Annotated in this window: 15 protein-coding genes and 1 tRNA gene; 9 read left to right on the forward strand and 7 right to left on the reverse strand. The window is 45.9% G+C overall.

The annotated features are described in order from the left end of the window. Positions 1–156: 156 nt before the first annotated feature. The 4 genes from phoU to pstC are packed head-to-tail and all read right to left on the reverse strand — an operon-like array spanning position 157 to position 3,769. Complete coding sequence (phoU, locus tag NG821_RS06150; protein WP_252760784.1) at positions 157–876, reverse strand: phosphate signaling complex protein PhoU; 720 nt, start codon at positions 874–876, stop codon at positions 157–159. Positions 877–935: 59 nt separating this feature from the next. Further along, positions 936–1,688, reverse strand: coding sequence for a phosphate ABC transporter ATP-binding protein PstB (gene pstB / locus NG821_RS06155; RefSeq protein WP_252760785.1), 753 nt, complete (start codon positions 1,686–1,688; stop codon positions 936–938). A gap of 1 nt (position 1,689) precedes the next feature. After that, positions 1,690–2,577, reverse strand: coding sequence for a phosphate ABC transporter permease PstA (gene pstA, locus NG821_RS06160; protein ID WP_252760786.1), 888 nt, complete (start codon positions 2,575–2,577; stop codon positions 1,690–1,692). A 7-nt stretch (positions 2,578–2,584) separates the two neighbouring features. Beyond that, on the reverse strand, positions 2,585–3,769 hold the full coding sequence (gene pstC / locus NG821_RS06165; RefSeq protein WP_252760787.1) for a phosphate ABC transporter permease subunit PstC: 1,185 nt from the start codon (positions 3,767–3,769) through the stop codon (positions 2,585–2,587). A 174-nt stretch (positions 3,770–3,943) separates the two neighbouring features. Here pstC and NG821_RS06170 point away from each other — a divergent pair, with 174 nt between their 5' ends. The 3 genes from NG821_RS06170 to NG821_RS06180 all read left to right on the forward strand — a co-directional run bounded on the left by NG821_RS06170 (position 3,944) and on the right by NG821_RS06180 (position 7,503). After that, complete coding sequence (locus NG821_RS06170) at positions 3,944–4,780, forward strand: PstS family phosphate ABC transporter substrate-binding protein (protein WP_252760788.1); 837 nt, start codon at positions 3,944–3,946, stop codon at positions 4,778–4,780. Between the two features lie 207 nt (positions 4,781–4,987). After that, complete coding sequence (locus tag NG821_RS06175) at positions 4,988–6,349, forward strand: sodium-dependent transporter (protein ID WP_252760789.1); 1,362 nt, start codon at positions 4,988–4,990, stop codon at positions 6,347–6,349. Positions 6,350–6,573: 224 nt separating this feature from the next. Then, entirely contained in the window at positions 6,574–7,503 is a 930-nt protein-coding gene (locus NG821_RS06180) for a helix-hairpin-helix domain-containing protein (protein WP_252760790.1), read from the forward strand. Positions 7,504–7,591: 88 nt separating this feature from the next. On the opposite strand, the gene metE is transcribed toward NG821_RS06180, so the two are convergent. Then, positions 7,592–9,907: a 5-methyltetrahydropteroyltriglutamate--homocysteine S-methyltransferase gene (gene metE / locus NG821_RS06185; RefSeq protein ID WP_252760791.1), complete on the reverse strand. Its 2,316-nt coding sequence runs from the start codon at positions 9,905–9,907 to the stop codon at positions 7,592–7,594. A gap of 235 nt (positions 9,908–10,142) precedes the next feature. Here metE and NG821_RS06190 point away from each other — a divergent pair, with 235 nt between their 5' ends. Next, a complete protein-coding gene (locus NG821_RS06190; protein ID WP_252760792.1) occupies positions 10,143–10,643 on the forward strand; it encodes an Lrp/AsnC family transcriptional regulator in 501 nt (166 codons plus the stop codon). Between the two features lie 79 nt (positions 10,644–10,722). Here the strand turns inward: NG821_RS06190 and NG821_RS06195 are convergent. Together NG821_RS06195 and NG821_RS06200 are read right to left on the reverse strand one after the other, a co-directional pair. Further along, positions 10,723–10,795 (reverse strand) — tRNA-Pro (locus NG821_RS06195). 132 nt (positions 10,796–10,927) lie between these two features. Continuing rightward, complete coding sequence (locus tag NG821_RS06200) at positions 10,928–12,256, reverse strand: UDP-N-acetylmuramoyl-tripeptide--D-alanyl-D-alanine ligase (protein ID WP_252760811.1); 1,329 nt, start codon at positions 12,254–12,256, stop codon at positions 10,928–10,930. A 176-nt stretch (positions 12,257–12,432) separates the two neighbouring features. On the opposite strand from NG821_RS06200, the gene folP reads away from it, so the two are divergent. The 5 genes from folP to NG821_RS06225 all read left to right on the forward strand — a co-directional run bounded on the left by folP (position 12,433) and on the right by NG821_RS06225 (position 17,904). Continuing rightward, on the forward strand, positions 12,433–13,269 hold the full coding sequence (gene folP, locus NG821_RS06205; RefSeq protein ID WP_252760793.1) for a dihydropteroate synthase: 837 nt from the start codon (positions 12,433–12,435) through the stop codon (positions 13,267–13,269). A gap of 99 nt (positions 13,270–13,368) precedes the next feature. After that, a complete protein-coding gene (gene cdaA, locus NG821_RS06210) occupies positions 13,369–14,148 on the forward strand; it encodes a diadenylate cyclase CdaA (RefSeq protein WP_252760794.1) in 780 nt (259 codons plus the stop codon). Positions 14,149–14,321: 173 nt separating this feature from the next. After that, complete coding sequence (gene pta / locus NG821_RS06215; protein WP_252760795.1) at positions 14,322–15,371, forward strand: phosphate acetyltransferase; 1,050 nt, start codon at positions 14,322–14,324, stop codon at positions 15,369–15,371. Between the two features lie 40 nt (positions 15,372–15,411). Continuing rightward, a complete protein-coding gene (locus NG821_RS06220; protein ID WP_252760796.1) occupies positions 15,412–16,623 on the forward strand; it encodes an acetate kinase in 1,212 nt (403 codons plus the stop codon). A 231-nt stretch (positions 16,624–16,854) separates the two neighbouring features. Continuing rightward, the gene (locus NG821_RS06225) at positions 16,855–17,904 is read left to right on the forward strand and encodes a sugar kinase (RefSeq protein ID WP_252760797.1); all 1,050 of its coding nucleotides are present in this window, start codon (positions 16,855–16,857) and stop codon (positions 17,902–17,904) included. Positions 17,905–19,025 lie beyond the last annotated feature (1,121 nt).

The raw sequence follows: 19,025 nt of genomic DNA on the forward strand, positions 1-19,025 counted from the left end.
ATACTTATTTTTTATCTCTATGCAAAGTTACAATTATTTTTCAACACACGGGTTTGAAATCCGCTATAATTCAGTGTGTCTGTCAGGACAGTATTGGCATTTGCCTGCAAAATGCTCTTCATTAGGGCAGGTCGTGTGGGCTTGTCCTCTTTGGATCTAATTCTTGCCTTCGTTCATGATGTGGTGGAGAGCCTCGTCACTTTTGGAATTGTCATAGCTGTGTTTCATGACTTTTGCGTCAATGTAGAAGATGATCTCTTCATCCAGGTTCGTGGTATGGTCTCCGGCACGTTCCAGTTTGAGGAATACACTCTTGAAATCGAAACAGAACTGAGCCTTTTCGGGTTTGTTATGTACGTAGTCTGCCAGTATCTTTGAGACGTTCCCGTTGATCTCGTCTACGATATTGTCTTTTGCAAAGAGACTGTTGGCCAAGTCCATATCTTCGCGTACCAGCGCCTGCCGGGCTGTGTCCATCATGGACAGGACCTGTTCGACCATTTCAGTCAACCGGAGTTTTTTGAGCAATTCCGGATCCGGTGTCTCGTCTCCTTCATCTTTGATGATGAAGCGCGCGATGCCTTCGGCGAAATCTCCGATGCGCTCCAAGTCTGCGTTCATCTTCAGCATTGCCAAGGCAAACCGCAGATCAATGGCTACGGGGGTGTACAGGACGAGGAAGTCCTCTACATCACAATCTATTTTCAACTCTGAAGCATTAACTCTCTTTTCACGGATGATGACTTTCCATGCTTTCTTCTTGTCTGCGGTGGGGATAGCATCGCACGCCGTTTTCATCTGGTCGTAGACCAATGCCCACATGTCCAGGATTTCCTTGCGGATGGTCATCAACTCCTCTTCGATAAATTTTACCATAATTATTGAATTTACAAATGATTAATATGGAAAAAATCAGTTTATTTTCTTAGTCTGTATCAACCGAATCGACCGGTGATATAATTTTGTGTCGCTTCCTTAGAAGGATTCGTGAAGATTTTCTTGGTGTCGTCAAACTCGATGAGTTGGCCGAGATAGAAGAATGCGGTCTTGTCGCTGACACGTGCAGCCTGCTGCATGTTGTGGGTGACGATGATGATCGTGTACTGTTTCTTGATCTCATAGATCAGTTCTTCGATCTTCGTCGTGGATATCGGGTCTAGGGCTGAGGCCGGTTCATCCATGAGCAGGATGTCCGGATTGACAGCCATTGACCGTGCGATGCAGAGACGCTGCTGCTGCCCGCCTGACAAGGCGTAGGCAGATTGTTTCAGTTTGTCTTTGACCTCGTCCCACAGCGCTGCGCCTTTCAACGTCTGCTCGACCCTCTCCCGGATAAATTTTTCATCCTTTACGCCGTTCACGCGAAGGCCATAGGCTACATTCTCGTAGATGCTTTTCGGAAAAGGATTAGGGCGCTGGAAAACCATGCCTACATTCTTCCTCAATAAGTCGATATTGACGGATTTATCATAAATGTTATGTTCATCAATGTCAATCTCACCTTCCAGTCTGGTTCCGGGGATGAGGTCGTTCATTCGGTTGAACAGTCTGAGAAATGTGGACTTGCCACACCCTGAAGGCCCGATGAAGGCAACGACTTCATGCTCATTGACTTTCAGGCTGATATCTTTCAATGCCTGGAAAGTACCATAATAGAAATTGACATGTTTTGCTTCAATTTTATACATCTTAGTTCTTTTTTAATTTTCTCTGAAAATAAATGCGGAGGAAGTTGGCAATCAAGTTGATGATGAGGATCATCAGGATAAGTACCAGTGCTGTACCGTAAGCAATAGGCATCTGTTTGTCCATATCTGTTCCGCTGGTAGCGAGGACATACAAGTGATAGGGGAGTGCCATACATTGGTCGAAGATGCTGTGGGGGAGTTGGGGCAGGAAGTAGGCGGCGCAGGTGAACAGAATCGGGGCCGTCTCCCCTGAGATTCGTCCTAACGACAGGATCAGACCGGTCATGATATTCGGCATAGCCATAGGCAGGACGACGTGCCATATCGTTTGGAGTTTGGTGGCACCGAGTGCCCGACTGCCCTCCCTGAAACTGTCGGGGATGGCTTTGAGTGCTTCTTCAGTTGTGCGGATGACCAGTGGCAGTGCCAGTAGTCCGAGTGTCAGTGACCCGGAAAGGATGCTGTCTCCGAATCCGAAGAAATTGACGAAAAGCGCCATTCCGAACAGACCGAAGACAATGGAAGGTACGCCTGCAAGATTGTTGGTCATCATTCGGATGAACCGGATGACTTTTCCGTTTGTGGCATATTCGTTCATATAGATCCCGCTCATGATGCCTAGGGGAAAAGCGAAGATCGCTCCTCCTACCATCAGACAGAGGGTGCCGACGATGGCGGGGAGGATTCCACCACCTTTCATCCCGTCAGAAGGGAAGGTCGTGATGAAATCCCAGTTCAGGACGCCAATACCTTTCTTGATGATAAAGGCTAAGATGACGACGAGTATCAGTACGATGATGATACTGAGTAGCCTGAATATTCCGAAGGCTACATTCTGTGCCAGTTTTTTATGCTGATGTGCATTTTGTGGAAATACAAACTGATTCATATCGCGTTTATTTGTTTTTTGAAGAAATATACTCTACACTCCAGTTGACGATCATCGTCATGATAAACAGGATGATGCCGAGCAGGAAGAGGGATTGATAGTGAGGGCCGCCTGCAGGTGCCTCACCTAATTCAGCTGCGATGGTAGCAGGTATGGTCCGGAGGGGATCCGTGAGAGATGTCGGGATGACGGCTGCATTGCCTGTGACCATCAGCACGGCCATCGTCTCTCCGAATGCACGGCCGATACCCAGTACGATGGCGGATGTGATGCCTGATATGGAGTAAGGGATCACCACCTTATATATAGTCTGCCATTGCGTGGCGCCTAAGGCAAGACTGGCTTCCCGCATTTCCCGGGGACAGTTCTGCATGGCATCCTCACTCACCGATATGATGGTAGGCAATGCCATAATTGCCAGTACGATACTCCCTGCCAGTCCGCTTTCCCCTACCGGTAAGTGGAAGATGTCCTGCAGAAGGGGCACGATGACAATGAGTCCGAAGAAACCGTAGACCACTGAAGGGATGCCATTCAGGAGTTCGATGATCGGCTTGAGGAATGCCCGGATCTTCGGACTGGCGACTTCCGAAAGATAGATGGAGACAGATAGACCGAAAGGCAGGGAGAACAAGATCGCGAAGAAGGTCACCCATATCGTCCCTAATATAAGAGGTAAGAACCCGAACTGGGCTGCAGGTGTCGCTGTCGGAAACCATTGCTTCCCAAAAAGCGTTTCGGAAAACGAGATGTGATGGTCCTTCAATTGCTTGCCTTTGAAATCCTTTTGGACGAATTCCTTGGGCACGAAACCGATGAGACCGGGATAGGTCTCCACTAACTGGTTGATGCATTTCCCTGCGTTTTCATAATTCTTCCCCAGTTGCTTCTCACTGAAATAGGAGAGCATATCGTCAAACCTGAAAACTTTGATGGGGCGGTCTTTTCCGCCTAATTGCTTCCAATTGCTGATGTCTTGGTCAAATACCTTGTTGATTTGGTCGGCATTCAACTCATTGACCGGATTGGACTTGTTGACGACCAATGTATAACCGTCTTCTATTGACTTCTGGGAAAACAATCCGAAACCCTCAGAAAAAAGAAATACGATAATCAATACGATGACTATACTGGTCAGAAAACCGCTGCATGTAATAATACCACTGATTACTTTTTCAAAGAATGCTTTCATACATTTACTTGTTACTTTGAGTGCAAAAGTAGGTATGGGATGTGAATTCTGTGTAAAGAAAACGTTACGATCTTGTTACATTTCTTGTTTTTATAGGTTTTGTAACCCGAATGTAATCTGTTCGCAAAATGCTTGTAATACGGAAAGACTTATTTTGCAGAAAATAAATAGGATATGAAAATAATCAATTTTGTACTGATTGCTTTGCTCCTGGTCTTTTCAGGAGTTGCCGATGCACAGAAAATCAAGGGTAGTGATACCGTATTGCCTGTTTCTCAGGAAGCATCTGAAACCTATATGAAATCTCATCCGAATGCGCATTTGATGGTAACGGGCGGCGGCTCGGGCGTAGGAATCTCGTCTCTTCTTGACGGGACTACAGACATCGCTATGGCTTCCCGCTCCATCAAGTTCGGGGAAAGGATGAACCTGAAGAAGAACCATAAAGAACTCCGGCAGGTCATCGTCGCTTACGATGCTTTGGCCGTGGTTGTCAACCCTTCAAATCCTATCTCTCATCTGACGAGGGCTCAACTGGAACTGATCTTCAGAGGCAAATTGACGAATTGGAAACAACTGGTGGACCCGGTTACTCACAGACGGGGACCTAACTTGAAGATCATTGTCTATTCCCGTGAAACTTCTTCAGGGACATACGAATTTTTCAAGACGAGTGTGTTGAAAGAAAAGAACTATATGGCTGGTGTCTTGTCTATGCCTGCGACAGGTGCCGTCATCCAGTCTGTGAGGCAGACGAGGGGAGCGATAGGATATGTCGGACTCGCTTATGTCAACAAGTATGTCAAGGCACTGCACGTCTCTTATGACAACAGGAGGTTCGTTTATCCGAATATGATGACCGGTCACAAACGTATCTATCCGATTATCCGCCCGCTTTTCTATTATTATACAGCGGATAAGTCGTCCAGGGTATTGCCTTTTATTCACTTCCTTCTTTCTCAGCGTGGGCAGCAGATCGTCATGAAATGCGGCTATGTACCTCTGAAGTGATGGGTGTTCCTTGTTTGTAATTGGGTTCGGTTAAAGGTGGGGATTTTATACCTGCCTTTTTTTATGCCCTTTTGCCTGGGATAGGTCATTTGTATTGAAAAACAACTTTTATTTCAGTTGCTTTCCTATATTTACTTCCTAATTATTGTCAAATAGATATTATTTTTGTAATTTTGCTGTATATCAACATTAATAGTTAGTAATGTAATGCCAGGAAAAGAAAGAGAAAACTTCGGTACAAAGATAGGCGCGATTTTGGCTACGGCAGGTTCTGCTGTGGGATTAGGGAATATCTGGCGCTTTCCGTATATGACAGGGCATGATGGCGGAGCCGCCTTCCTGTTGGCGTATATCGGTTGTGTGCTGGCTCTCGGCATTCCCGGCATGGTCAGTGAGTTTATCATCGGCCGTCATTCTGCTGCGAATGCCGCAAGGGCCTATCGCAAAGTTTCTAAAGGTGGTCCCGGGGGTATAATCGGTTATCTGGGTGTTTTCACGTCAATGATCGTCTTAGGTTTCTATGCCGTTATTGCGGGGTGGTGCCTGCAATATCTTTTCGGTTCCATGATAGGACAGATCCACGGCAATGCACAGGAAGTAAAAAACTATTTCCAAGATTTTTCTGCAGATCCTTTCAAACCTGTCCTCTGGACCATTGTCTTTATCATGCTGACGCATTTCATTGTCGTCAAAGGGGTGAGGAAGGGACTGGAAAGAGCTTCCGGTATTATGATGCCTGCACTGTTCCTCATCCTGATCCTGATCGTTGTTGCATCCTGTCTTCTGCCGAATGCCTCAAAGGGGATAATCTTCCTCTTCAAACCGGATTTCTCTAAGGTGACACCTCATGTCATCTTTGACGCCTTAGGCCAGGCCTTCTTTTCCTTGAGTCTTGGGTCGGCATGCCTTTGCACCTATGCTTCTTACTTCAGTCGGCAGACAAAACTGGGTACTTCTGCTACCCAGATTGCTCTGATTGATACCGGTGTTGCCATCTTAGCCGGTCTCATGATTTTCCCTGCCGCTTTTTCAGTAGGCGTCAATCCTGATAGTGGTCCTGCGTTGATCTTCCTGACATTGCCCGGCGTGTTCCAGCAGGCTTTCGCATCAGTTCCGGTCATCGGCTATCTTGTAGCCGTGCTTTTCTATACTTTGCTCGCGTTGGCTGCACTGACGTCTACGATTTCGATGCATGAGATCGGCACGTCTTTCTTCTATGAGGAATTTCATCTGACACGGAAGAAGGGGGCATGGATAGAGACGGCCTGTTGTTGTGTCATCGGAGTACCTTGTGCCTTGTCTTGTGGGGCTGTGTCGGGTCTCAAGGTCTTAGGCATGTCTTTTCTCGATTTCTGCAATAATCTGACCTCTGATATCCTCCTGCCTTTGGGCTCTCTGCTGACTTGCTTGTTGGTGGGGTGGTTGATACCCAAGAAGATGGTTCAGGATGAGTACACTAACTGGGGAACATTGAAGGGACGGACTTTCGGCCTATATCTTTTCGCTGTCCGCATCTTGTGCCCATTGTGCATTCTCGCTATCTTTTTACATCAATTCGGGGCAATATAAGTGGTTAGGTTGCGTTATCAACTTGAACGAGCTTTGACTCCCGCTTTTCAGAATAGGGTATCCTGAAATCATGAATACTAAAGTCTAATACGATGAAACACGAATTATTAATCTTGAAACTTTTCCGAAAGTTTGCAGACAAACGGTCTTCCGGCGTCACTTATGTTGCTTCTTTCTATGCAGCTTTTTTATTTCTGTTGGTCGGATTTTAAATCGTAGTTGTCTTGTTCCTGAATCAGTTTTTTTATCTTCAACGGAATGACCGTCGTGCTATTCTGGTGATTCTGGTCGTGGTAGTGGTCGCCTTGGCAGCGGTATTTTTCATTGGCGGAAGGAACCGTCGCTCTTTGTCTTTGACCGATTCTTTGGATCAACCGTTGAGACAACAGGGAAGATGGCGACAGGGTTATCCTTATTCCAAAGGATATGGCGGTAGCTTCTCACAACAGGGACTGCAATTGGCTCCTTTTGATCCGAACACGGCTGACAGTACACAACTGCTTCATCTCGGGCTTGCTCCCTGGCAGGTGAGGAGCCTCTATCATTATCGTGCGAAGGGTGGAATGTTCAGGAAACCTTCTGATTTCGCCCGCTTGTACGGATTGACGAAGAAGCAGTTTAGGACTTTAGCGCCTTACATCCGCATCTCTGATGACTATGCACCTGCCGCAGGCCTGTATTCGCAGACCGGTAACCGTTCCCCTGAAGACCTAAAGCATGAGGATACGATCCATTACAGTTATCCGGTGAAATTGAAACTGGGACAACAGATATCCCTGAATGCTTCCGACACCTCCTCCCTCCAGAAGATTCCGGGTATCGGCAGTGCTTATGCTCGGGCTATCATCAATTACCGCAATCGTTTAGGCGGCTTTTACAGTGTCAAACAGATTGAGGAGATAGGCGGGGTTCCTCCTGAAGCCGAAAAATACCTGAAGGTTTCACCCTCAGGTATTCATCGGCTTAAAATCAATCAGTTGACTGTTAATCAACTCCGCCGTCATCCTTATATCAATTTTTATCAAGCACGTACGATCTATGATTACCGTCGCCTGCACGGACCGATCAAGAATTTGAATCAACTGGCGAATGACCGGGATTTTCCACCTGCAGAGATAGCCAGACTCGCTCCTTATATTGACTATGGCTTGTAAGAGGGGTACTAAGAGCGAAGGGCTGCGGCTATCATTTGACTTGCGCTCAATGAAGATGGACAAGTCTTAGAGAAAGTGGAGTATCTTCTTATTTCTTATAGTCGTTTCTGAGTATTTTGGCTGCTTCGACCAAGTTATGGATGGATGGCTTTGTCTCCTCCCATCCCCGTGTCTTGAGTCCGCAGTCAGGATTGACCCACAGATATTCAGGATTGATCAGTGCGGCAGCCTTTTTGAGCAGGTTGACGATTTCTTGCACTGATGGTATTCTGATGGAGTGAATATCGTAGATGCCTGGTCCTATTTCGTTGGGATAACGGAAATGGTGGAAGACGTCGAGGAGATCCATTTGTGACCGGGAGCACTCTATCGTAATGACATCTGCATCCATACGGGCAATATCCGCGATGATGTCGTTGAATTCTGAATAGCAGATATGGGTGTGAATCTGTGTCTCGTCCCTCACGCCACTTGAAGCAAGGCGGAAACAGTCGACAGCCCATTTCAGGTGGTCGGGCCACTCTTCTTTTCTTAAAGGCAAACCTTCACGTATGGCCGGTTCATCGATCTGAATGATTTTGATACCGGCTTTCTCTAGATCCTGGACCTCATCTCTGATCGCCAGGGCAATCTGCTTACACGTTTCCGAACGGGGTTGGTCATTGCGGACAAAGGACCATTCCAGAATCGTGACAGGACCGGTGAGCATACCCTTGACCGGTTTGCTCGTCAGTGACTGGGCATAGGTGATCCAGTCGACTGTCATGGGTTGAGGCCGAAAGACATCTCCATAAATGATTGGGGGTTTCACGCAGCGCGAACCATAACTCTGAACCCACGCGTTTTGTGTGAATGCAAACCCGGAGAGTTGCTCTCCGAAATATTCGACCATATCGTTTCTCTCGAATTCTCCATGTACGAGGACATCCAGTCCTGTTTCTTCCTCCCAACTGATGCATCTGGCGATTTCCTCTTTCAGAAATTTCCGGTAGTCTTCTATCGAAACTTCGCCCTTGCGAAACTTGGATCGCCAGGTTCTGACTTCCTTTGTCTGGGGAAATGAGCCGATTGTCGTAGTGGGGAACAGTGGCAGGTTCAGTCTCTCATGTTGGAGTTTTCTGCGTACAGGGTAGGCATTCTTACGGTGATAGGCATCAGCAGTAATTTTCTTGAGGCGTTCACCGATCTTTTTGTCGTGGACCTTTTGCGATTGGGCGCGTTCTTTCAGGTCTCTGGTCTGACTCACCACGTGTTTGATGGCTTCCGTATCATTGTTGATGTAGCCTTTCAGCGTGGTCAGTTCTTCGGTTTTCTGCAACGTGAAAGCCAGCCATCTCTTGATTTCAGGATGCAGGACATTTTCGTTCTGTTCCAGTTGCAGATCATAGGGGATATGGAGGAATGAGCATGACGGAGAGATGAAGATCCGGTCATAGCCTAATCTGCTTGCGGCCTCTCTGATAAGGGATAGGGCTTGTTCAAGGTCGTCCTTCCAGATGTTCCGTCCGTCGATGACGCCCAAGGAGAGTATCTTGTCTTCCGGAAAGTGGGATATGAGTTGGATCTGTTTCGGTCCTCTGACTAAATCCAGATGGATTGCGGCGACAGGCAGTGATAACGCCAGGTCAGCATTGTCTTTCAAATCACCGAAATAAGTGTTCAAAATAATTTTCAAATGAGTAGCCTCGTGTATCTTCTCAAAGGCAAGGCGATAGGCTTCTGCCGCATCTTCCGGGAGGTCTGTTACCAGAGCCGGCTCTTCGATCTGGACCCACTCACTGCCCGCCTTTTCAAGTTGTTCGAGCAGTTGGATATAGGTAGGCAGCAGTTGGTTGAGGAGCTCCAACCGGTTAAAATGAGATTCCTTTTCTTTACCCAGCAAGAGAAACGTTATCGGGCCGATCAGGACAGGGACAGTCTGTATGCCCAAACTCTTGGCTTCCTTAAACTCCCGTACAGCCTTGTCGTCGAAAAGTTTGAACTGCTGCTGCTTGGTGAATTCAGGTACAATGTAATGATAATTGGTATCCCACCATTTCGTCATCTCCATGGCAATGACATCTTCTCCATCCTTCTGCATTCCCCTGGCCATCGCAAAATAGAGAGCTGACTTGTTGTCTTTCAAGTCCCGGTATCTCGAAGGGATGGCATCCAGCATCAGACACATATCCAGTACCTGGTCATAGAAAGAGAAGTCATTACTTGGAATCAGGTCAATTCCTTTGTCTTTTTGTGTCAACCAGTTGGCCTTTCTGATCTGACGTCCGGCGTCAAGGAGTTCTTCTTCAGATATCTTTCCTTTCCAGAACGCCTCACAAGCCTTTTTGAGTTCCCGGTGGGCACCTATCCGAGGGTACCCTAATACTTGTGTCTTTAATTTCGAAGGTGTGATTGCTTTTTTCATTGTTTTCTTATTTTAGTATTCCGGTCATACTGGTATATAATCTGTGTCTATGACCGGTTTCTATCTTGTCGTCGATTCGAATTGTGTAAGAATTCTATCTGGGGACAAAATTAAGCATAAATTATAAAACAGACAAATTATCCGTATAATTCAGGAAATATATCTATATTTGCATAACATATGGATGATATGTAGAATATTATTTTTTATTTAGTAGTATATATAGAATGCAAAAATGGAAAAATTGGATGATATTGATGTGCAGATATTGAAAGAATTGCAGAAAAACTCCAAATTATCGACTAAAGAATTGGCAGCGAGAGTCCATCTTTCACCAACGCCTGTTTTCGAGCGTCAGAAACGTTTGGAACGGGAGGGATATATAGAAAGGTATATGGCTGTTGTCAATCCAGAGAAGGTTGGGAATGGACTGACAATCTTGTGCGGTATAGAATTGAAACAGCATGGCAAGCGATGGGGTGACGAGTTTATGGCTGCCATAAAGGATATAGATGAAATAGTGGAATGCTGGAATACTTCGGGTAATTATGATTTCCTGATGAAAATATATGTGAGGGATATGAAGCATTATCAGGATTTTGTCCTCAATACCTTGGGTGTCATAGAGAGCATTGGCAGGTTACATAGCAACTTTGTGATTGGGGTGGTAAAATCCAATCACGGCATCCCTATCCCTGTGCAAAACAATGACTATGATGGATTGCGTATCGTATAAAGACAAAGAAACCACGGGAAAACTCCCGTGGTTTCTTTGTTGCCGGTTTACGGATTGATGGCCGACTATAAAACTTGAGTCGGGATTAGGCGACTCGAACGCCCGACCCCTACGTCCCGAACGTAGTGCGCTACCAACTGCGCTAAATCCCGCTAAGCACGTGCAAAGGTACTGCAAAATTCTGAAATACGTGCATTTTCCTTGAGAAAAATGGTAATTCTCTGAGAAAATCAAAGATTTCAGAATACCGTAACTTCCCTGAAAGGATCGGTCTGAACCACTCTCTACAAGAGGGATGGTAGTTCAAACAATTTGATGCCGTTACTGCCTTTGATCAAGATATAGTGGTTCTGCGGTTGCCGACGTGCAATCTCAGTTTTAACTTCATCGACGTCTTTGAATTTTCGGAATCCACAATCGGTCTTTCCAAATTCGGGTCCTACAAGCCATACATTGGTGATTCCTGCATCCTTTAATTCCCCGATCACTTTCTGATGCTCCTCGCCTGAGACAGTTCCTAATTCCCGCATGTCTCCAAGTATGGCCATCTTGTCGGGGACTTCCATCAGTTTGAATGCTTCTATCGCAGCTTTCATGCTGGAAGGATTGGCATTATAGGCATCCACGACCAGGTGATTGTGGGGGGTAATCGTCAGTTGTGAGCGGTTGTTCGTAGGAACATACATAGCCAGCGCATTGTCGATGTCTTCGTCACTGACTCCGAAGTGTCTTCCTATTGTGATGGCAGCCAACATGTTGTCGAGATTATAGGCACCTATCAACTTTGTCTGTACGGTATGTACACGTTCTGCAGGTTGTCCCTCATAAGCTTTTCCTGTAGTCCAAGTGAATTTCAGGAAGGGTGCGCAACTCACGACCGTCCCGCAGACTGCCAGAGCGTCATCGGTTTTCTGTCCATAGTAAATGGTCCGGTGGAGTTTGCGCTCCTGAGCCATCTGCATCAGGTGAGGATTGTCATGGTTGATAAAGATCAGACCGCTATGTGCATTGATGAAATCATAAAGTTCGCCCTTTGTCTTCATCACACCTTCAAAACTCCCGAAGCCTTGCAGGTGAGCTCTTCCTACGTTGGTGATCATTCCACATGTAGGTTCGACGTATTCGATGAGTTTCTTAATATCCCCGAGGTGACTGGCGCCCATTTCTACCACTGCTATCTGATCATGGTCAGACAAGCGGAGCAAAGTCTTAGGCACGCCGACGTCATTGTTGTAGTTGCCTTCCGTGTGCATGACCCGGTACTTCTTTTGGAGAACGGCGGAGACCAATTCCTTGGTCGTCGTCTTGCCGTTAGTTCCTGTGATGCCGATGATAGGAATCTGATATTGCCGGCGATGCTCGCGTGCCAGTTCTTTGTAAGTTCTGAGGCAGTTGTCTGTCAGAATATACCTGTCATCATCTGCCTTACAACAGTCAGGTTCATCAACGATAACATAGCTGCAACCTTTTTCCAAAGCAGTGGCAGCAAACTTGTTGCCGTCAAAAGACGCACCCTTGAGGGCTATGAATATGCTCCCTTTGGGACAGTTGCGGCTGTCTGTCGTAATGACAGGGTGCTGCTGATAGATCTTGTATAAATCAGAGATTTTCATCATAATATCATTAAACTCTTGCAAAGTTACTGCAATTTTCTTAAAAAGTGGTGGCAATTTTCTCGAAAAGTGGTGATTATCTCAGTTAATATGATTATTTTTGCAAAGCGGCGTGAGTATTTCCGGAGCTTTTCGGCAATCAGTCTTGATCGTTGCGTAGAAATGAGAGTTTATAGATGAAAAAAACAAATTTTACGTTGAATGTTCGTGGCCGGTTAGTGGATTTGTCCACTCCTCAAGTCATGGGGATCATCAACGTTACTCCTGACAGTTTTTATGTAGGGAGCAGGAAACAGACTGAAAAGGAGATAGCTCAGAGATCTTTGCAAATCATAGATGAAGGAGGCTCGATGATTGATGTGGGTGCGTTTTCTACACGCCCCGGGGCTACCGTTGTCAGTGAAGAGGAAGAGTCCCGCCGCCTGAAGGAAGCCATGGCTGTCATTCGCCGTGAGTTGCCTGATGCAATTGTCTCTGTAGACACTTATCGTCCCATTGTTGCCCGCCGTTGTATCGAAGACTGGGGGGCAGACATCATCAATGATGTTTCCGAAGGCGGTTTGACAGGTATTGTCAATACGCCGATACATGAGGAAGAACGGATGTTTGATGTCGTGGGTGACTTGAAAGTGCCTTATATCCTCATGTCCGTCAAATCCAATCTGCATGATATGCTGGTCGCTTTTGCCGCTGAGGTGCAGGAATTGCGTGATGTAGGTGCCCGTGATATTATTCTGGATCCTGGATATGGGTTCGGGAAGACTCTGGAAGACAATTACCGCCTCTCTGGAGAAGCTGAGAAACTGGAAGTCCTGCATCTTCCGGTCTTGGTAGGTGTTTCACGCAAGAGCATGATATACAAGTTGGTCGGCGGTGATCCGACGACTGCATTGAACGGCACGACCGTTCTCAATACGATAGCGCTGATGAAAGGTGCCTCCATCCTTCGTGTACATGATGTGAAACCTGCCGTAGAGGCTGTGAAAATCGTGGAGGAAATGAAGCAGAGTTGATCTCTTCTGATGATGTGGCACAAACGCAGGTTTCTGTAGTACCATAAAAAAGAGGATACCGGCAATTAATAATATGACCGATGATTTAAGATAAAAACCATGCCATTCGAATTCGGACTTAAAGACATTATCGACATTTTCCTAGTCGCTCTGATGTTGTACTATGTTTACAAACTGATGAAGGCGAGTCGCTCGCTTAACATCTTCGTCGGCATTATGGTTTTTATCCTGATGTGGCTGTTTGTCAGTCGGGTTCTGGAGATGAAACTCTTGGGGGCGATACTGGATAAACTGGTCAGTGTGGGAGTGATCGCCCTTATCGTCATCTTCCAGGAAGATGTCCGGAAATTCCTTTACGAACTCGGCTCTCAGAAAGGTATCCGGAAATTCGTGAAGTTGTTCAGGCGTTCTTCCAGAAACGGCAATGATAGGAAAGAAGACAAAGAGGCCATCATGCCGATCGTCCTTGCGTGCATGAGCATGAGCAAGAAGTTTGTCGGTGCTCTCATCGTCATTGAGCGTTCCGTACCTCTGAATGACATCGTAGATACGGGGGATATCATAGATGCCCGTATCAACCAGCGGTTGATCGAAAACATCTTTTTCAAGAATTCACCTTTGCATGACGGTGCAATGGTCATTTCCAAAAAACGCATCAAGGCTGCAGGTTGTATCCTGCCGGTTTCACACAACCTGGATATACCGAAGGAATTGGGTCTCCGCCACCGTGCAGCCATGGGTATCTCTCAGAATAGTGATGCCATTGCCGTGGTCGTCTCAGAGGAGACAGGCAAGATTTCCGTAGCCATTAAAGGTACTTTCCGGTTGAGGCTTTCAGCTGAGGAGTTGGAGAGTATACTCACGCGTGAAATGTCATAAGTATTTAGTAAAATTTATCCAACCAACGCTTTTTTTATCGATAAATTTTACTATATTTGCAATATTGAAATGACAATTTGGAAAGTGACGTGCCTTTTGTTTTATGGAGGTACGATACTTCTTGTTAATAGTAGAAAGATTTGTGAATTTCTAAGAATTATAAAATACAAACTATGGACTTATTAAATCAGATCGTTGCACGCGCCAAAGCGGATAAGCAGCGCATTGTGCTCCCTGAAGCAGAAGAGGAGCGTACTTTAAAGGCAGCTGACAAGGCATTGGGAGATGACCTTGCAAACTTAGTTCTGATCGGCAATCCTGTACGTATCAAAGAGTTGGCTGAGAAATGGGGCTTGAAGAATATTTCCAAAGCTCAGATCGTGGATCCTTTGAATAACCCCAAGGCTGAAGAATATGCAGCTTTGCTGACGGAGTTGCGTCAGAAGAAGGGCATGACGATAGAAAAGGCCCGTGACCTGGTCCTGCATAACAACCTCTATCTGGGTTGTATGATCATCAAGACAGAAGGTGCTGACGGTCAGATTTCGGGTGCTTTGAGTACGACAGGCGATACCCTTCGCCCTGCATTGCAGATCATCAAATGCGCACCGGGCATTACCTGTGTATCAGGTGCGATGCTCTTGGTCACTCATCAGAAACAATATGGTGAGAATGGTGTCGTGTTGATGGGTGATGTCGCAGTGACACCTAATCCGAATGCAGACCAACTCGCTCAGATTGCTTATACTACCGCACTGACTGCTACTCGTGTAGCTGGTTTCAAGGAACCCCGCGTCGCCATGTTGAGTTTCTCCACCAAGGGAAGTGCTAAGGATGCCATAGATAAGAAGACCGGCAAGAGTGTCTATATCATCGATAAGGTCAAAGATGCTACGAAGATTGCCAAGGAGAAGTTCCCTGACTTGAAGGTAGACGGTGAGATGCAGGTGGATGCTGCTCTTGATCCTGTTGTTGGAGCACGCAAAGCTCCGGGTAGTAAGATCGCCGGCAAGGCCAATGTGCTCGTCGTTCCTAATCTTGACGTCGGCAATATCGGTTGCAAACTTGTAGAGCGTCTGGGTGGAGCCATTTCCATAGGTCCGATCCTGCAGGGTATCGCTCGCCCGGTCAACGACCTTTCTCGTGGTTGCTCAGTGAGTGATATCTACTATATGATCGCTGTTACTTCCTGCCAGGCACAGTTTGCCAAGAAGAATGCCTGAATCGAAATATTTGGATGACAAATTAAAGGAAAGATAAGCGATGAAAATATTAGTGTTAAACTGCGGTAGTTCGTCCATCAAGTATAAACTGTACAACATGGACGATGAGTCTGTTCTAGCCCAAGGCGGTGTAGAGCGTATCGGCCTCGATAATGCCTTCATCAAAGTGAAGTTGCCTGACGGAAAGAGCCAGAAGATCATGCATGATATGCCCGACCATAAGGAAGGTGTCAATTTCGTATTCAAGATGTTGCTCGATCCGAAGATCGGCGCTATCAAAGACTTGAGTGAAATCGATGCTGTCGGTCATCGTATCGTGCAGGGCGGAGATATATTCGAGAAAAGTTGTATCGTTGACAAGAAGGTTGAAGCTGGCATAGAAAGTCTCTGTGATCTCGCACCTGTCCATAATGCAGGTCACTTGAAAGGTATTCGTGCCGTAGATGCGTTGATGCCTCATACACCTCAGGTGACGGTCTTTGACAACGCATTCCATAGTACAATGCCTGACTATGCCTATCTGTACGCCGTACCTTATGAACTCTATACGAAATATCATGTGCGTCGTTACGGCTTTCATGGAACGAGCCATCGTTATGTCTCCCATCGTGCCTGCGAGGTCCTGGGAGTGAACATCAAGGACCAGAAGATCATCTCTTGCCATATCGGCAACGGTGCTTCCGTAGCAGCCATCAAAGGCGGAAAAGTCATTGATACCTCTATGGGATTGACTCCTCTTGCCGGTCTGATGATGGGTAGCCGTTCTGGGGACATAGATCCTTCTGCAGTAACCTATTTGATGGAAAAACTGCATAAGCAACCTCAGGAAATGGCTGACTACCTCAACAAGGAATGTGGTGTACTGGGTATTTCCGGAGTGTCTTCTGACATGCGTGACGTAGATGCCGCTGCACTTAGTGGAAATAAACGTGCACAACTGGCTCTGAAGATGTATGCTTATCGCATCAAGAAATATATTGGTTCTTATGCAGCTGCTATGGGTGGTGTAGATATCATCATCTTTACGGCAGGTGTCGGAGAGAATCAGACCGATATGCGTCAGTCAGCCTGCCAGGGATTGGAATTCCTCGGTGTCAAGTTTGATGAGAAGAAGAACGAGGAGATGGTCCTTGGAAAAGAAGGTCCTATTTCCACACCTGATTCTAAGGTAAAGGTTATGGTGATCCCTACCGATGAGGAAATTGTCATCGCAAGGGACACAATGGAACTCGTCAAGAATACGAAGAATTGATGCTTTCTGATTGCTCAGCCTCCTTTCCTGGAGTATTCTTCGGGAGGGCCGGCAAGAGAATCGAAAGTAGTCAAGAACGATACTCTGAGGCTCGGTTTCTTGGAAGAGACTGAGCCTTTGTTTTATTTAAGAATGAGTATGCATGCATTTAGTCATGCTCCCCTTTAGAGGGCAACGCCTTGTCTGTGTGATGAGGCAGGCATATCCGGAAATGAGATTAAAATTGAAAATATGAAACGGACAAAGATCGTTACATTTGGGGAGATTATGCTGAGGTTTTCCAAACCGGGCTATCTCAGACTGACAGAGGGCAGTCTTTTTGAAGGTCATTTTGGAGGGAGTGAAGCGAATGTAGCGGTATCACTCGCCAATTTAGGTGATGATGCGGAGTTCGTCACTCGGGTTCCCCAGAATCCGATGGGGGATGCAGCCTTGATGCACCTTCGCCAGTTCGGGCTGGATGTGGGTCATGTCGTCAGAGGTGGAGATCGTCTTGGAACCTATTATTTCGAACGTGGAGCAGCTATGCGTAATTCCAAAGTTGTATACGATCGCAAATGGTCTTCGTTTTATACCTTGGAACGGGGAATGATCCCCTGGAAAGAGATTTTGAAGGATGCTGCCTACTTCCATTGTTCGGGTATCACTTGTGCGATCAGCCGGGATGCGATGGACACGACTTTTGATGCCTTGGCTCAAGCTGATCATCTTGGTGTACATATCACAGCGGACATCAATTACAGAGGTAATCTGTGGAACTATGGGTTGAATCCTCGAGATGTTCTTTTCCAGATGTTGCAGTATAGTGACATGATTTTTGGCGATCAGAATGAATGGGAAGTGGCCAGTGGGGTAAGTCATATTCCATTTACGGCAAAGGACAGTCATTTTGAGATTGACCGAGATGCCTATATAGCCTACTTTCATGAAATGCACAAATTGTTCCCGCGGTGCAAGAAGATGGTGATGGCCTTGCGCAACCAGTTAAGCAGCCGGCATCACATCCTGACCGGGTTGCTCTATGATGCAGAGAAGGATACCCTTTATACTTCCCGTCTGTACGATATCCAACCTATTGTAGATCCTATGGGGGTAGGGGATGCCTTTGTCGCAGCCTACATTCATGCACTTATCAAATGCGCTGAGGACAATCAACGTAATCTGGACTTCGCCCTTTCTGCCAGCGCATTGAAGAATACGATATCAGGTGATCAGAATCTGGTAAGTGAAGATGAAATCCTTGATAATATCACGGCTTCGGGAGGTCGAATCAAGCGATAAGTTCATTTAGCAAACAATCATAATCTGGACCGGGATGACTTTCCGTTCCAGATTTTTTATTTAGAGAATATAGGGTCTAATACTTGAAAATATCCGAAGCCTTCAGTCTGTGTTTTAATTTTGATTCCTCTCTTTTTGTAGTTATTTGTTTCTCAAGTAACTCTTGTTTCTGCCAAGACACCGTGTTAATATCTCTTGCCAGGTAACTCTCTGAAATCTTGGATTGATTTCCATCTTGTTATATCATATCCTACGAATTCCGATACTTTGAATTTCTGTCGGTACACATCTCCGCATCTGAAGATGCACGTCTATTATTTCATTGACAACTTATCCATGAATTTTGTTGACACACGACTATACGTTCTGTTTACCACTCCATGAATGTCGTAGACGAATTCTTTAAGGTTCTGTCCACGTGTTTTTGGGGTTTCTGTTCACGTACGTCCTTACACTCTAATAACGTACGTCCTTATACCTTAATAACGTACGTCCTTACAACCTAATAACGTACGACATGAACCCCTAATGACGTACGTCTTTACACCCTGCTCATCCTGTCAACAGATTGACTCAACCGGTTTGATCTAAAAAACGCAATAAGGAACGGAGAGGGACGGCAGGGAACAGAGAGGAAATTGGCGGGGAACGGATTCGTTTTTGGCTTACAGGTCAGCAAGATGCTGCATGGCATTCAGAAGGGGGGTATTACCACGTTTATTGACTAAATCTTTCGATAAATCCTTTAGGCTGCCGAAAGTCTTCACGAAACTTGAATATAAGTTGTGAATACGTTCGACTGGGCTGAGATGTAATATCACGGTGAGGTGACTAACTATCAACGATATGTGTAACTTTTGAACATCAATCTTTTAGTCATTTAATTCCGCCAAGGAGTATATCTAAATAAATAGGTTGTTTGTATACAGATAATAATTTCAGTCGGCCAATTGGTCCATCCAAGAAGGAATTCCTCAGATATTGATTGAACTTAAGAAGATCAGTCGGATGCCAAACCTTTGTTATCTTTCTCATTAGTTTATCTGAATCAGCTTCACCCTTTTTAGTGATTGGAAATACCCCTTCATAGCGATTGTACAGACTAAAAATCCGCAGTAAAT

Source organism: Segatella cerevisiae, assembly GCF_024054555.1.
Classification (GTDB): Bacteria; Bacteroidota; Bacteroidia; order Bacteroidales; family Bacteroidaceae; genus Prevotella; species Prevotella cerevisiae.